Annotated in this window: 10 protein-coding genes; 2 read left to right on the top strand and 8 right to left on the bottom strand. The window is 69.8% G+C overall.

Translation table 11 applies throughout. The annotated features are described in order from the left end of the window. Window positions 1–126 precede the first annotated feature (126 nt). From AA23TX_RS19445 to AA23TX_RS19430, 4 genes are read right to left on the bottom strand one after another with little or no spacing between them, the layout of a single operon-like run. Complete coding sequence (locus AA23TX_RS19445) at window positions 127–984, bottom strand: 2Fe-2S iron-sulfur cluster-binding protein (RefSeq protein ID WP_155543910.1); 858 nt, start codon at window positions 982–984, stop codon at window positions 127–129. After that, window positions 981–2,726 (bottom strand): NAD(P)H-dependent oxidoreductase subunit E, encoded by a 1,746-nt coding sequence (locus AA23TX_RS19440; RefSeq protein WP_155543909.1) that lies wholly within the window; start codon window positions 2,724–2,726, stop codon window positions 981–983. Before AA23TX_RS19440 ends, AA23TX_RS19445 begins: the two co-directional genes overlap by 4 nt. A gap of 1 nt (window position 2,727) precedes the next feature. After that, on the bottom strand, window positions 2,728–4,647 hold the full coding sequence (locus tag AA23TX_RS19435; protein WP_155543908.1) for a molybdopterin oxidoreductase family protein: 1,920 nt from the start codon (window positions 4,645–4,647) through the stop codon (window positions 2,728–2,730). Between the two features lie 13 nt (window positions 4,648–4,660). Beyond that, the gene (locus tag AA23TX_RS19430) at window positions 4,661–5,650 is read right to left on the bottom strand and encodes a 2-dehydropantoate 2-reductase (protein WP_155543907.1); all 990 of its coding nucleotides are present in this window, start codon (window positions 5,648–5,650) and stop codon (window positions 4,661–4,663) included. Between the two features lie 172 nt (window positions 5,651–5,822). On the opposite strand from AA23TX_RS19430, the gene AA23TX_RS19425 reads away from it, so the two are divergent. Beyond that, window positions 5,823–6,560 carry a GntR family transcriptional regulator gene (locus AA23TX_RS19425; RefSeq protein WP_155543906.1) on the top strand — a complete coding sequence of 246 codons (738 nt, stop codon included), beginning with the start codon at window positions 5,823–5,825 and terminating at the stop codon, window positions 6,558–6,560. Between the two features lie 31 nt (window positions 6,561–6,591). Here AA23TX_RS19425 and AA23TX_RS19420 read toward each other — a convergent pair whose 3' ends face one another. The 4 genes from AA23TX_RS19420 to AA23TX_RS19405 form a co-directional block, all read right to left on the bottom strand. After that, complete coding sequence (locus AA23TX_RS19420; protein WP_155543905.1) at window positions 6,592–7,968, bottom strand: OFA family MFS transporter; 1,377 nt, start codon at window positions 7,966–7,968, stop codon at window positions 6,592–6,594. A 102-nt stretch (window positions 7,969–8,070) separates the two neighbouring features. Then, on the bottom strand, window positions 8,071–10,197 hold the full coding sequence (locus AA23TX_RS19415) for an acetate--CoA ligase family protein (RefSeq protein WP_155543904.1): 2,127 nt from the start codon (window positions 10,195–10,197) through the stop codon (window positions 8,071–8,073). Then, window positions 10,198–11,427 (bottom strand): formyl-CoA transferase, encoded by a 1,230-nt coding sequence (gene frc / locus AA23TX_RS19410; RefSeq protein WP_155543903.1) that lies wholly within the window; start codon window positions 11,425–11,427, stop codon window positions 10,198–10,200. Window positions 11,428–11,438: 11 nt separating this feature from the next. Further along, on the bottom strand, window positions 11,439–13,175 hold the full coding sequence (locus tag AA23TX_RS19405) for a thiamine pyrophosphate-binding protein (RefSeq protein WP_230862574.1): 1,737 nt from the start codon (window positions 13,173–13,175) through the stop codon (window positions 11,439–11,441). 282 nt (window positions 13,176–13,457) lie between these two features. Between AA23TX_RS19405 and sucC the strand changes: the two genes are divergently transcribed. Then, a complete protein-coding gene (gene sucC, locus AA23TX_RS19400; RefSeq protein WP_155543902.1) occupies window positions 13,458–14,603 on the top strand; it encodes an ADP-forming succinate--CoA ligase subunit beta in 1,146 nt (381 codons plus the stop codon).

Genomic DNA, 14,603 nt, shown 5'->3' with positions numbered 1-14,603 from the left:
TTCTTTCGCATATCGAGAATAGCTGCTCAGCGGGCCTGCGGTCAACGGGCGCGGGGCCACCGGCGCGCGGAGACGACGAAGGCGCCGCAGCTCGTCGAGCCACGGCGCCTCGGCGCGAGGGTGCCGCTACTTGTTCTGGACGTGCTGCCAGCCGAACCGGCCCTTGATACACAGGTTCCCGTGCGTCACCGAGCTTTCGTGCGGCGAGGTCACCTTGACGATCTCGTTGTCCTGGACGTGCAGTGTCAGGTTGCAGCCGACCCCGCAGAACGTGCACACGGTCGTGGTCGCCGTCTGGCGGGACTCGTCCCAGGTGCCGTCCTCGCGCTTGTCGTACTCGCGCTTGAAGCTGAGCGCGCCCGTCGGGCACACCTCGACGCAGTTGCCGCAGTACACGCACGCGCTGTCCGGCAACGGGTTCGAGAACTCCGTCGAGATCCGCGCGTCGAACCCCCGGCCGGCCACGCTGATGGCGAACGAGTTCTGCCACTGGTCGCCGCACGCGTCGACGCACTTGTAGCAGAGGATGCACTTCTCGTAGTCCCGGACGTACAGCTCGTTGTCCACCAAAGCCGGTTGCGCCACGGTGGCCGCGTCCGGGCCGAAGCGGTCCGGATCGGCGCCGGTCTCCGCGATCCACTCCGCGACGCCCGGCGTGGTCGACAGATCCGTCGCCGAGGCCAGGAGTTCGAGGACCACTTTGCGGCTCGTGCGCGTCCGCTCGGAGTCGGTGCGCACCACCATCCCCGGCTCGGCCTTGCGTGAGCAGGACGGCACCAGCGTCCGCGAGCCTTCGACTTCGACCATGCAGACGCGGCAGGCGTTCGCCGGTTCGAGGGTGTCGCCGTAGCAGAGGGTCGGGATGTCCTTGCCCGCCGCCGTGCAGGCGTCGAGGATCGTCGAGCCCTCCGGCACTCGGACCTTTTCACCGTCCACAGTGAACTCGACCAGCCGCTTCGGGATTCCGATGTCCACAATGGTCATTGCAGCGCTCCCAACCGGTCGATGGCCGATTCGACGGCGTTCCACGCGGTCTGGCCGAGGCCGCAGATCGACGAGTCCCGCATGACTCCGCCCACTTCCCGGAGCAGTGGCCGCTCCTCCGTGCCGGCCGCGAGGACCCGCCGGATCGCCTCCTCCTGCCGGACCGTCCCGATCCGGCACGGGACGCACTGCCCGCACGATTCGTCGCGGAAGAACTCCGCGATCCGCAGCAGGAAGCCGCCGAGGTCGGCCAGGTCGTCGAGGACCAGGACGACGCCCGAGCCGAGCGTCGTCTTCGCCGCCCGCGCGTCTTCGAACGTCAGTGGCAGGTCCAGCTCGTCGGGCCGGACGAACCCGCCCGCGGCCCCGCCGAGGAGCACGGCACGCAGCGAACGGCCCTCGGGTACTCCCCCGGCCAGTGCCAGCAGTTCCCGCAGAGTCGTCCCGAACGGCACTTCGTACACACCCGGCCGTTCGACGTTCCCGGACACGCAGAACAGCTTCGGCCCGGCCGACGTCTCCGTGCCGATGGACCGGTACGCGGCGGCCCCCTCGGTGAGGATCAACGGCACGTTGACCAGCGTCTCGACGTTGTTGACGACCGTTGGCTTGCCGAACAACCCCTTCTCGACCGGGAAGGGCGGTTTCGTGCGCGGTTCCCCGCGGAAGCCTTCGATCGAGTTGAAGATCGCGGTCTCCTCGCCGCAGATGTAGGCACCCGCGCCGCGCCGGATCTCGATGTCGAACGCGAAGCCCTCCTGGCCCATGATGTCCGCGCCGAGGAACCCACGTTCCCGAGCCACGTCGATCGCGTTCCGGAGCAGCCGCAGCGCCCGTGGGTACTCGCCGCGCAAGTAGACGTAGCCCTGCCGGGCGCCGATGGCGAACGCGGCGATCGTCATCGACTCCACCAGCGCGAACGGGTCGCCTTCGAGCAGCACCCGGTCCTTGAACGTGCCGGGTTCGCTCTCGTCGGCGTTGCACACCAGGTAGTGCGGCCCGGCGGGCTGCGCGGCCGTGGCCGCCCACTTGCGCCCGGTCGGGAACGCCGCACCGCCGCGTCCCAGCAGCCCTGAGTCGGTGACCTCGCGGAGCACCGCGGCCTCGCCCATCCGCAGGGCGTTGCGCAGGGCGGCGTAACCACCGGCCGCGCGGTAGTCGTCCACACTGGACGGATCGGCCACGCCCACCCGCCGCAGCAGCCGCAGCCCGTTCTTCTGGTGGATCACCGGCGGCGCACCCTCCGAACCGGACGGTGGCCGCCCGGCGGCGAGCACGGCCGACGCGCCGGTCGCCGGGGCGAGCAGCTCCGTGGTCGCCGGGGCGCCGGCTTGGAACGTCAGCGCCGCGGGGGCTCGTTCGCAGACGCCGAGGCACGGGCTGCGCAGCCACGTGACCCCGCCGCGCGCCTTCCCCGCGGCGCCGACGTGTTCGGTGAGGACGTCGCACACGGTGTCCGCGCCCTTGAGCCGGCAGGCCAGGTCGGTGCACACGTGCACCACCCGTTCCGGGCGCTCCTCCAGCGCGAACAGCGAATAGAAGCTGGCCACGCCGTACGCGTCGGCGGGCGGCACGTGCAGCGCCTCGCAGATGAGGTTGAGCGCGCCCTGGCTGATCCAGCCGACCCGGTCGTTGACCGCGTGCAGGGCGGGCAGCAGCTGGTCTCGCCCGCCGCCGGCGAACCCGGCGACCGCCTCCCGTTCCTCGCGGGTGGCGACGGCGTCGAGGAGCTTGAGATCCACCTCAGACCTCCACCGGCAGCTTGTCCACCCGGATGGCCGCGGCCTTGTACTCCGCGGTGCCGGCGATCGGGCAGGTCGCCTCGATGGTGATGACGTTGACGTCGACCTCGTCCGGGAAGTGGAACGTCATGAACGCCAGGCCCGGCTTGAGCCCGGTGTCGAGCCGGACCGGCGCGACGATCTCGCCACGCCGCGAGGAGATCCGGACCAGCTCCTCGGGCTCGACCCCGAGCGACCGCGCGTCTTCCGGGCACAGGTCCAGGGTCTCGCCCTGCCGCAGCGGCGAGGGGAACCCGCCGGACTGGACGCCGGTGTTGTAGGAGTCCAGGCGCCGCCCGGTGGTGAGGCGGATTGGGAACTCCTCGGTGAGCAGGTCGACCGGCGGGCTGTGCTCGAGCACCGTGAACGGCGCCGGGCGGCCGCGCTCCGCCGGGTCGTCGGCCCACAGGCGGCCGTGCAGGAACGTCGGCTCGAGGGTGTCCTCGGTGTAGCACGGCCACTGGATACCGCCCAGCTCTTCCAGCCGCGCGTAGGACATCCCGGCGTGCATCGGGGACAGCGAGCGCAGCTCGTCCCAGACCTCCTGGCCGCCGGTGTGGTGCCAGTCGTGGCCGAGCCGGCGCGCCAGCTCGGACAGCAGCTCGATGTCGTCGCGCGCGCCCGCCGGCGGTTCGAGGGCTTTGCGGACGCGCTGCACCCGGCGTTCGGAGTTGGTGAACGTGCCGTCGCTCTCGCACCAGGCCGCCGACGCCGGCAGCACGACGTCGGCCAGCTGCGCGGTCTTCGTGAGGAAGATGTCCTGCACCACGAGGTGGTCCACATTGGACAGCCGCTTGACCGTGTGCTCGCAGTCCGCTTCGGACTGCACCGGGTTCTCGCCGATGATGTACACACAGGTCAGGTCGCCGCTTTCCATCGCGTCGAGCATCTGCGTGAGGTTGAGGCCCTTGTGCGCCGGGATCGACGAGCCCCACGCGGCGTCGAACTTGGCGCGGACGTCCGCGTCGAGGACGTCCTGGAAACCCGGCAGGCGGTCGGGGATGGCGCCCATGTCGCCGCCGCCCTGGACGTTGTTCTGCCCGCGCAGCGGGTTCAGCCCGGCACCGTAGCGGCCGACCTGCCCGGCCAGCAGCGCGAGGTTGATCAGCGCCAGGACGTTGTCGGTGCCGTTGTGGTGCTCGGTGATGCCGAGGGTCCACGACAGCTGCCCGCGGTCGGCGCGGGCGTAGGCGTGGGCCAGCTCGCGGATCAGCTCCGCGGGCACGCCGGTGGTCTTCTCCGCGACCTCCAGGGTCCACGGCTCGACCGAGGCCGCGAACTCGGCGAACCCTTCGGTGGCGCGCTCGATGAACGTCGTGTTGGCGAGTCCGGAGTGGACGATCTCGCGGGCGACCGCGTGGGCCAGCGGGATGTCGGTGCCGACCTCGAGCTGCAGCTGCCGGTGCGCCCAGCTCGCGGTGCTCGTCCGGCGCGGGTCGACGACGAAGAGCTTCGCTCCCTTGTGGACCGCCTTGAGCACGTGCTGGAAGAAGATCGGGTGCGCCTCGCGGGGGTTGCCGCCCCAGACGACGATGACGTCGGCGTCCTCGATCTCCTGGTACGACGACGTCCCGCCGCCGCTGTCGAACACCCGGGCCAGCCCGGCGACGCTCGGCGCGTGACACGTGCGGTTACACGAGTCGACGTTGTTCGTGCCGATCACCGCGCGGGTGAACTTCTGCGCGACGAAGTTCATCTCGTTGGTCGCGCGGGCGCACGAGAACATCCCGAACGCCTCGGGCCCCTTGCTCTCCAGCGTCCGGCGGATGCCGGCGGCAGCCCGGTCGAGGGCCTCCTCCCAGGTCGCGGGCCGCAGCACGCCGAAGTCGCGCACGAGGGGCCGGGTGAGCCGGACGTACGGCTCGGTCTTCTTGCGCTTCACGGGCACCTCCGGGTCAGTGCGCCCCGACGGGGACGTTGCTGGTGTGGTCGAGCAGCGAGATGGCGGCGTGGACGTGCCGCAGCGCCGGCGCGGGCACGCCGGTGAGACCGGCCAGCTCCACGACCGCGCCGATGATCGCGTCGATCTCGAGCGGCTTGCCCGCTTCGAGGTCCTGCAGCATCGACGTCTTGTGGTGGCCGACGCGCCAGGCGCCGTCGATGCGTTTCTCGACCGAGACACCGGGGTCGCTGCCCGCCGCGCGGGCGATCGCGAGGGTCTCGGTCATCATCGTGGCGACGAGAGCGCGCGTGTCGTCGTGCTCGCACATCTGGGCCATGGTCGCCCGGGTCAGCGCCGAGAGCGGGTTGAAGGCGACGTTGCCCATCAGCTTGATCCAGATGTCGTCGCGCAGCCGCGGTTCGACCGGCGCCTTGAGCCCGCCGGCGATCATGGCCGCGCTGAGCACCTTGCACCGCGCGGAGATCTCGCCGTCCGGCTCGCCGAGGGAGAACCGGGTGCCCTCCAGGTGCCGGATCACGCCCGGTTCCTCGATGACCGTGGAGCAGTAGACGACGCAGCCGATCGCGCGTCGCAGCTCCAGCACCGCGGTGACCGAGCCGCCCGGGTCGACGGTCTCGACGCGGTGCCCTTCGAGCGGATGTCCCGTCAGGCCGTGGAAGTACCACCACGGGATGCCGTTCTGCGCGGCCACGACCGCGGTGTCCGGGCCGAGCAGCGGGGCGAGGAGCGATGCGCACGAGGCGTAGGAGTTGGCCTTCAGGCCGAGGAAGACGAAGTCGACCGGGCCGACTTCGGCCGGGTCGTCCGTGACGTGCGGGTGCGCGGTGAAGTCGCCGCGCGGGCTGAGGACGCGGACGCCGTGCTCGCGCATCGCGGCGAGGTGGGCCCGCCGGGCGATCAGGTGCACCTCGGTCCCGCCGCGGTGCAGCGCGGCTCCGACGTAGGCACCGATCGCCCCGGCTCCGAGAACTGCCACCTTCATGATGTGCCTCCCACTTCGGTCCAGCACGTGATTGCATACAGTATCCTGGATTCAGAAGTGAAGCCAGAGGGCGTGGCAAAACTCCCAGCCGGGTGAGAGTTCGGGATTTTGCATACCAAAACCTGTATCCTGATCACAGATCGTCGCGTTCCTCTCCGTCTCGAGGTGTCCCGTGAGCCAGCCCGCTTCTCCGCTCCAAGACCGCGGCCCGTCCGGCCGCCGCACGGCCAAGGGCTCGCTCAGCTCGACCGCCGCCAAGCGCGTCGAACGGCCCGCCCCGCTGCGCCAGGTCGTCTACGAGGCCCTCGCCGAGCTGATCATCAACCGCACGCTCGAACCCGGGCAGCACCTGGTCGAGGCCGACCTGGCCGAGTACCTCGGCGTCAGCCGGCAGCCCGTCCGGGAAGCCCTGCAGCGCCTGCAGAGCGAGGGCTGGGTCGACCTCCGCCCCGCGCAGGGCGCGTTCGTGCACCTGCCGACCGACGAAGAAGCCGACCAGCTGCTGAGCGTCCGCAGCGTGCTGGAGACGCACTCCGCGAAGCTCGCCGCCGCCAATGCGACGGCCGACGACGTCGAACGGCTCTGGGAGCTGCAGAAGGCGGGCATCACGGCACTGAAGGCCGAGGACACCGAGGGCCTGGTCGCGGCCAACGCCGCCCTCCACGCGTTTATCACGCAGCTCTCGGGGAACGCGGTTCTCGCGGAGCTGATCGGCCTCGTCGACCGCCGGGTCCGCTGGTACTACACGCCGATCGCCCGCCCGCGCGGAAAGGACGCGTGGAACGAGCACGACGAGCTGATCAACGCGATCTCGTACGGGAATGCCGAAGCCGCGGAGGAGATCATGGCCAGGCACACCGAACGGACCCGCCAGGCCTACCACGAACGTCCGGAGGCTCCCCGATCCTGATGACAGCAGGACCGGGGAGCGGGTAACCGGATCAGCCGCCCGCAGCGGCGGAAGGACGTGCCACCAGCTCGGTTTCCGCGAGCTGGTGGCGCGGCCGTCCCGGCTGGCGCAGGAACAGCGTCAGCACCGCCGAAAGCAGCGCGATGCACCCGGCGAGGATGTACGCGCCGGTGTAGCCCCACGCGCTGATGACGCCCGCGGCGAGCCCACCGCCGCCGACGCCGCCGACCAGTTTCGCGCTGTAGACCAGGCCGTAGTTCGACGCGTTGTTGTTCTCGCCGAAGTAGTCCGGCACCAGCGAGGCGAACAGCGGGTAGAAGGCGCCGCCGCCGAACCCGGTCAGGAACGCGAACACCATGAACAGGACCAGGTTGTGCGTGTTCCCCGCGTACAGCACGCCGAACTGGGCCAGCGCCGCGATCACCAGCACCAGCGTCAGTGTCTGCCTGCGCCCGATCTTGTCCGACGCCCAGCCGACGACCGCCCGGCCGGTGCCGTTCACGATCGCCAGCACGCCGGCCGAGGAAGCCGCGACGAACGCCCCGAAGTGGCTCTCCTTGGCGAACGGCACCTGGAAGTTGATGCCGAACAGCGAGACGCCGCCGATGATCACCAGGCTCACCCACATCAGCGGGAGCATGCCTGTCCGGATGGCCTCCATCGGCGTGAACTGCCGGACCGCGGGCGGGTTCTTGGCCAGGCTCTTGACCCCGGCCTTGTTCTTGGCCCAGGTCAGCGGGTCGACCTCCTTCGGCCACCAGCTCTTCGGCGGGTCCTTGAACAGGAAGCCGCAGACACCCACGACGATCAGCATGTAGAGGCCGATCCCGTCGAGCACCCCGGTGACGTTCTCGTGGCCGAGGAACGCGCTGAACAGGTAGATGAACGGCACCGAACCGTAGGCGAAGCCACCGTTCACGAACCCGGTCCGCGCGCCGCGCTTCTCCGGGTACCACTTGCCGACCATGTTGATGCAGGTCGCGTACACGAGCCCCGCGCCGGTGCCGCCGAGGACCGAGTACCCGATGAACGCCAGCGTCAGGTTCCCGCTGTGCGCGATGGTGAAGTAGCCGATGCCGCTGCACACCGCGCCGACGAGCATCGCCGTCTTCGCCGACACGATGTTCTTCTCGCGGAGCCGCCCGGCCGGGAACGCGACCCCGGCCTGGAAGACGGCCCAGATGCTGGCCAGCCAGAACGCGTCCGACAGCGACCAGCCGTACTTCTCTTCCAGGGTGCCTTCGACGGCGCCCCAGCCGTACTCGAACACGCTGACCGCCATCATGGCGATCCAGGGCAGCCAGACCATGAAGCTCCGGGAGCGCCCCATGATGTCGTGCGGTGACTCCCCTATCCGGTAAACCCGTCCGTTCTCGTCAGTGATCTCCTGGTACGTAGCTGCGGTCATAAGAGTTCTCTTTCGTCACCGTTGACTCATGTCCCTCTGTTGCCGACGTGCGGTGGATCTTCGTCCTTTCTCACTCGGTGGGCCAGCCCCTGTGGAGGACGTTCAGAGCAGCCCCGCCGCCCGCGCCCAGCGGTACTTCGCACCGAGCACCGCGACCGGCTTCTCGGTCGTGTACGGGTAGGCGACGACACCGTGGTCGTAGAGGTAGTCGCTCGCCTCTTCGACCTCGACGTCGCCGGAGAGCGACGCGACGACGGGCTTGTGGATCCCCTTCGCGCGGTACTCCTCGACCACTCGCGCGACGAGCTCCGCGAAGACCATCGGCGGGGTGACGATGGTGTGCCAGTAGCCCAGGATCAGGGCGTGGATCCGGTCGTCCTCGAGGCCCAGCGCGATCGTGTTGCGGTAGGTCGAGGGTGGCTCGCCGCCGGTGATGTCCACCGGGTTGCCGGCCGCGCCGAAGGGCGGGATGAACTTCCGGAACGCCGTGTCGAGGTCCGGCGGGATCTCCATCAGGCTCAGACCGTTGTCGACGCAGGCGTCCGAAAGCAGCACACCCGAGCCGCCGGCACCGGTGATGATGACGACGTTCTCGCCCTTCGGCGTGGGCAGCAGCGGGATGCCGCGGGCGTACTCGAGCAGGTCGTTCAGCCCGGGCGCCCGGATCACGCCGCTCTGGCGGAGGATGTCGTCGTAGACCTTGTCGTCGCCGGCCAGTGCGCCGGTGTGCGAGCTGGCCGCCTTGGCGCCCTGGGACGTCCGCCCGGCTTTGAGCACGACGACCGGCTTGTGCTTCGAGACGCGCTTCGCCGTCTCGGCGAACGAGCGGCCGTCCTTGAGGTCTTCGAGGTGCATGGCGACGAGCTGGGTGTTGTCGTCCTGCTCGAAGAAGGTGAGCAGGTCGTCCTCGTCGATGTCGGCTTTGTTCCCCACGCCGACGATCGAGGACACCCCCATCTTCGCCGAGCGGCTGAACCCGAGGATCGCCATCCCGATGCCGCCGCTCTGCGACGACAGCGCGACTCCGCCCTTGACGTCGTACGGCGTGCAGAACGTCGCCGACAGGTTCTCCGGCGTGTAGTAGTAGCCGTAGATGTTGGGCCCGAGGATGCGCACGCCGTGCTTGCGCGCGATCGCGACGACCTCGTCCTGCAGCTCGATGTTGCCGGTCTCGCCGAAGCCGGACGGGATGAGGATCGCGCCGGCCGCGCCCTTCTTGCCGACCTCCTCCAGCGCGGCGGGGACGAACTTCGCCGGGATGGCGAAGATCGCGACGTCGACGTCACCGGGCACGTCGGTGATGCTGGCGTAGGCCTTGCGGTCGAGGATCTCGGTGGCCTTGGGGTTGATCGGGTGGATCTCCCCCGCGTAGCCGCCGTTGACCAGGTTCTTCATCACCGAGTTGCCGATCTTGCCGGCCTCGGCCGACGCGCCGATCACCGCGATCGACACCGGTTTCATGATCCGGTTCATCGAGGCGAGGATCTCCTCCTGGGTGAACCGGACCGGCTCCTTCGCCGCGTCCGGGTCGACCAGGATCCGGACGTCGACCGCGGTGGCGCCGGACGCCGTCGCGAGGACCGGGTTGAGGTCCACTTCGGACAGCTGAGGGAAGTCGGCGACCAGCTGCCCGAGCCCGGTGATGACCGCGGCGAGCGCGTCACGGTCGACCGGATCCGCTCCGCGGACGCCCCGGAGGATTTCTGCCGCTTGGATACCGTCGATCATCGACAGCGCTTCCTCGGTGCTCGTCGGCGCGAGCCGGAAGGTGACGTCCTTGAGCACCTCCACCAGGACGCCGCCCAGGCCGAACGCGACGATCTTGCCGAACGTCGGGTCGGTGACCGAGCCGATGATCACCTCCTGGCCCTCGGTGAGCATCTGCTGCACCTGGACGCCGAGGATCCGCGCGTCGGCGTCGTACGCCTTCGCGTTCTCGACGATCTTCTCGAAACCCGCCTTCACCGCTTCGGCGTCCTTCAGGCCGACCAGCACCCCGCCGGCTTCGGTTTTGTGCAGGATGTCCGGTGAGACGATCTTGAGCACGACCGGCAGCCCGATGTCCTGGGCGTGGGCCGCGGCTTCGTCGGCCGTCGCCGCGAGCCGCTCGGCCGGGGTCGGGATACCGTAGGCCTCGCACACCGCACGCCCCTCGGGCGCGGTCAACGAAGACCGGCCCTCGGCGGCCGCCTGGTCGAGGATCTTCTCGACCGCCGCGTGATCCGCCACTCAGATCACCCCCGCCGCACGGAACTTGTCCAGCTCGGCCTCGCTGTAGCCGAGTTCGGCCAGCACCTCGTCGTTGTGCTCGCCGAGCAGCGGCGAACGTTCGATCTCGACCGGCGAGTCGGACAGCTTGAGCGGGCAGCCGACGGTCTTGAAGCTGCCGCGCTCCGGGTGCGCCACCTCGACGACCGAGCCGAGCTGCTCCAGGGTCTCGTCCTCGATCAGCTCCTTCGTGGACAGGATCGGGCCGCAGGGGATGTTGCAGGCGTTGAGCTTCTCCATCACTTCCCACTTGGTGTGCTTCTCGGTCCACTCTTCGACGAGCGCGAACATCTTGTCCAGTTTGGACAGCCGGACCTCCGGCGTGGCCCACGCCGGGTCCTCGGCCAGCTCGTCCTTGCCGATCAGCCGCGCGAGCGGCGCCCAGCCGGGTGGCTGGACGATCACGTAGATGTAGTCGTTCCGGCCGCCGGGCGCGCACTTGACCGCCCAGCCGGGCTGGCCGCCGCCGGAGGCGTTGCCCGAGCGCGGGACCTCGTCACCGAACTGGTCGTTCGGGTACTCGCCGAGCGGGCCGTGCGTGAGCCGCTGCTGGTCGCGCAGCTTCACGCGGCAGAGGTTGAGCACGGCGTCCTGCATGGCGACCTGGACGCGCTGGCCGCGGCCGGTGGAGGTCCGCTGGAACAGCGCGGCGAGGATGGCGGCCACCAGGTGGATGCCGGTTCCGGAGTCGCCGATCTGCGCGCCGGTCGCGGTCGGCGGGCCGTCCTCGAAGCCGGTGGTGCTCATCGCGCCGCCCATGGCCTGCGCGATGACCTCGTAGGCCTTGAAGTCGGCGTAGCGGCCGGGGCCGAACCCCTTGATGGAGGCGTAGATCAGCCGCGGGTTGAGCGCGGAGAGCTTGTCCCACGGGTAGCCGAACCGGTCGACGACGCCCGGGCCGAAGTTTTCGACGAGAATGTCCACTCCGGACACGAGCTTCTCGAAGACCTCCTTGCCCTCGTCGCTCTTCATGTTGAGGGTGATGCTGCGCTTGTTGGCGTTCAGCATCGTGAAGTAGAGGCTGTCGACGCCGGGCAGGTCGCGCAGCTGGCCGCGCGTGATGTCGCCCCGGCCGGGGGTTTCGAGCTTGATCACGTCCGCGCCGAGCCAGGCGAGCAGCTGCGTCGAGGACGGTCCGGACTGCACGTGCGTCATGTCGAGGACGCGGACGCCCTCCAGTGCCTTACCCATGGGGCCTCCGCTCACTTGTACATGGTCTGGTTCATGGTTCCGGGGGCGTACACGTCGGGATCGACCCAGACGTTGATCAGCGACGGCTTGCCGGACTCGCGGGCGCGCTGCAGCGCCGGCCCGATGTCGGCCGGGTCGCGGACCTCTTCGCCGTGGCCGCCGAGCATCCGGGCGAACTCGTCGTAGCGGACGTCGCCGAGGGTGTTGCCGACGCGCTCGCGCGGAAGGCCGTACTTCGCGGCCTGGCCGTAGCGGATCTGGTTCATCGACGAGTTGTTGCCGACGATCCCGACGAACGGCAGGTTGAAGCGCACGAGCGTCTCGAAGTCCCAGCCGGTGAGGCTGAAGGCGCCGTCGCCGAAGAGGGCGACGACCTCCTTGTCCGGACGCGCGTGCTTGGCGGCCAGCACGAACGGGATCCCGACGCCGAGTGTCCCGAGTGGACCGGGGTCCATCCAGTGGCCGGGCGACTTGGGCTGCACGACCTGGCCGGAGAAGGTGACGATGTCGCCGCCGTCGCCGATGTAGATCGAGTCCTCGGTCAGGAACTCGTTGATCTCGTGGACCAGCCGGTACGGGTGGATCGGGCTCGCGTCGGAGTGCTGCAGCGGCAGGCGCTTCTGCTTCGCCTTCTCCTCCACGGCCTGCAGCTCTTCGAGCCAGGCCTTGCGGCCGACGGCGCCGTTGTCGGTGCGTCCGGACGCGGCTTCGGCCACCGCGGCCAGGACCTGCCCGGCGTCGCCGACGATGCCGAGGTCGATGTCGCGGTTCTTGCCGACCGTGCGGTAGTCGAGGTCGATCTGCACGACGGTGGCGTCCTTCGACAGCCGCTTGCCGTAGCCCATCCGGAAGTCGAACGGGGTGCCGACGATGATGATGACGTCGGCGTTGTCGAAAGCGTACCGGCGCGAGAGCTGGAAGTGGTGTGGGTCGCCCGGAGGCAGGGTGCCGCGGCCGGCGCCGTTCATGTACGCCGGGATGTTCAGCGTGCGCACGAGGTCCACGGCCGGTTCGGTCGCGCGTGTGGTCCAGACCTGGCTGCCGAGCAGGATGGCCGGCTTCTTCGCGTGCACCAACAGGTCGGCGAGCTTCTCGATGTCGGCCGGGTCGCCCGCGTTCTTGGTCGACGCGCGGTAGCGGCCGGCCTCGGGGATCCTCGCGTTCTCGAGCGGTACGCGCGCGTCGAGGACGTCGCGCGGGATCTCCAGGAATGACGGGCCGGGCGCGCCGGCGTAGGCCTCGCGGAACGCCATCGAGACGAGGTCGGCGACGCGGGCGGTGTGCGGGACGGTGGCGGCGAACTTGGTGATCGGCGTCATCATGTCCACGTGCGGGAGGTCCTGGAGGGACCCCATCTTGTGCTGGGTGAGCGCGCCCTGGCCACCGATGAGCAGCATCGGGCTCTCCGCGCGCAGGGCGTTCGCGACCCCGGTGACGGCGTCGGTGGTGCCGGGGCCGGCCGTGACCACCGCGCAGCCGGGCTTCCCGGTGATCCGCGCGTAGCCGTCGGCCGCGTGGGCCGCGACCTGCTCGTGCCGGACGTCGATGACCTGGATGCCTTCGTCGACGCAGCCGTCGTAGATGTCGATGATGTGGCCGCCGCACAGGGTGAAGATCGTGTCGACCCCTTCGGCCTTCAGCGCTTTCGCCACCAGGTGGCCGCCGGATATCTCGGCGGGCGCGGGTTCGGCGCCGTTCGTCGCTCGGGCACTCTCCCCCGTGGTGGTGCCGGTCGTGGTCAGCGCCATTGCTCAACTCCTCTGGTCCGCCGCCGGATCTCTCTTGTCCGGCGCTCCGTCCGCCCCGCACGTCGCCGCCGGCGACGTCCGTCGAGGTCAACGGCCTCTTCGCCGCAGACTGTAGATTGCATACCGTATGGGGTAGGCATATAGTCACTCTTCAAGCAGCCCGTGTCCAGGGCTATCCGCAGGGTTTTTCCGGGCTTCGATCCGGCCCCCGCGGACCGTCACCGCACGCCCGGACACGGCGGACCTCCTTGCCCAGCCCCGCCGCGGAAAGGACGCCCCCGCATGGACCTCTTCGAACACGAAGCCCGGGATCTCTTCGAGAAGCACGGCGTACCCGTCCCCCGCGGCCGGGTCGCGGCCGATCCCGCCGCGGCCCGGTCCGCTGCCGCTTCCCTGGACGGACCGGTTGTCGTCAAGGCCCAGGTGAAGACCGGCGGCCGCGGCAAGGCGGGCGGCGTCCGCGTGGTGCGGACCGCCGACGACGCCGAGCAGGCCGCCGACGACATCCTCGGCATGGACATCAAGGGCCACACCGTGCACCGCGTCCTGGTGACCGAGGCCAGCGAGATCGCCGACGAGTACTACCTTTCCTTCCTGCTCGACCGCGCCGGGCGGACGTTCCTCGCGATGGCGTCGACCGAAGGCGGGATGGAGATCGAGGAGGTCGCGGCGTCCCGGCCGGACGCCCTGGCCCGGGTCCCGGTCGACCCGCGCGCCGGCGTCGACTCGGCCGCGGTGGCCGCCGCGTTCCCCGCCGACGTCCGCGCCGAGGTCGCCGGCGTCGTCGAAAAGCTGTGGGACGTGTTCGTCACCGAGGACTGCACGCTGGTCGAGGTCAATCCGCTGGCCAGCACGTCGACCGGGATTCTCGCGCTCGACGGGAAGATCACGCTGGACGACAACGCGTCCTTCCGCCGTTCCTCTTCGTTCGACGAGCTTTCGGACGACGATCCCTTGGAACGGGAGGCACGCGCGAAGGGCCTCAACTACGTCAAGCTCGACGGCGACATCGGCGTGATCGGCAACGGCGCCGGCCTGGTCATGTCCACTTTGGACGTCGTGGCGGCCGCCGCTTCCGAAGCCGGCGCGCGCGGACCGGCCAACTTCCTCGACATCGGCGGCGGCGCGTCGGCCGAGGTGATGGTGAACGGCCTGACCGTGATCCTCGGCGACCCGCAGGTGCGCAGCGTGTTCGTCAACGTCTTCGGCGGGATCACCGCCTGCGACGCCGTCGCGACGGGGATCGTGCGGTCACTGGAGATCCTGGGTTCCCGCGCCACCAAGCCCCTCGTGGTCCGGCTCGACGGGAACAACGTCACCGAAGGCAGGCGGATCCTCGCCGAAGCCGCCCACCCCCTGGTCACCGTGGTGGCCACCATGGACGACGCCGCCCGCGAGGCGGCGAAGCTCGCGATCGCGGAGGTCTGA

It is taken from the genome of Amycolatopsis camponoti (assembly GCF_902497555.1).
Lineage (GTDB): Bacteria > Actinomycetota > Actinomycetes > Mycobacteriales > Pseudonocardiaceae > Amycolatopsis > Amycolatopsis camponoti.
This window is presented reverse-complemented; position numbering and strand designations above follow the sequence as displayed.

Excerpts from the sequence above, each read along its gene's own strand:
- AA23TX_RS19405 (WP_230862574.1), bottom strand. The coding sequence starts at position 13,175 with ATGGCGCTGACCACGACCGGCACCACCACGGGGGAGAGTGCCCGAGCG.
- sucC (WP_155543902.1), top strand. The coding sequence starts at position 13,458 with ATGGACCTCTTCGAACACGAAGCCCGGGATCTCTTCGAGAAGCACGGC.
- frc (WP_155543903.1), bottom strand. The coding sequence starts at position 11,427 with ATGGGTAAGGCACTGGAGGGCGTCCGCGTCCTCGACATGACGCACGTG.
- AA23TX_RS19430 (WP_155543907.1), bottom strand. The coding sequence starts at position 5,650 with ATGAAGGTGGCAGTTCTCGGAGCCGGGGCGATCGGTGCCTACGTCGGA.
- AA23TX_RS19420 (WP_155543905.1), bottom strand. The coding sequence starts at position 7,968 with ATGACCGCAGCTACGTACCAGGAGATCACTGACGAGAACGGACGGGTT.
- AA23TX_RS19445 (WP_155543910.1), bottom strand. The coding sequence starts at position 984 with ATGACCATTGTGGACATCGGAATCCCGAAGCGGCTGGTCGAGTTCACT.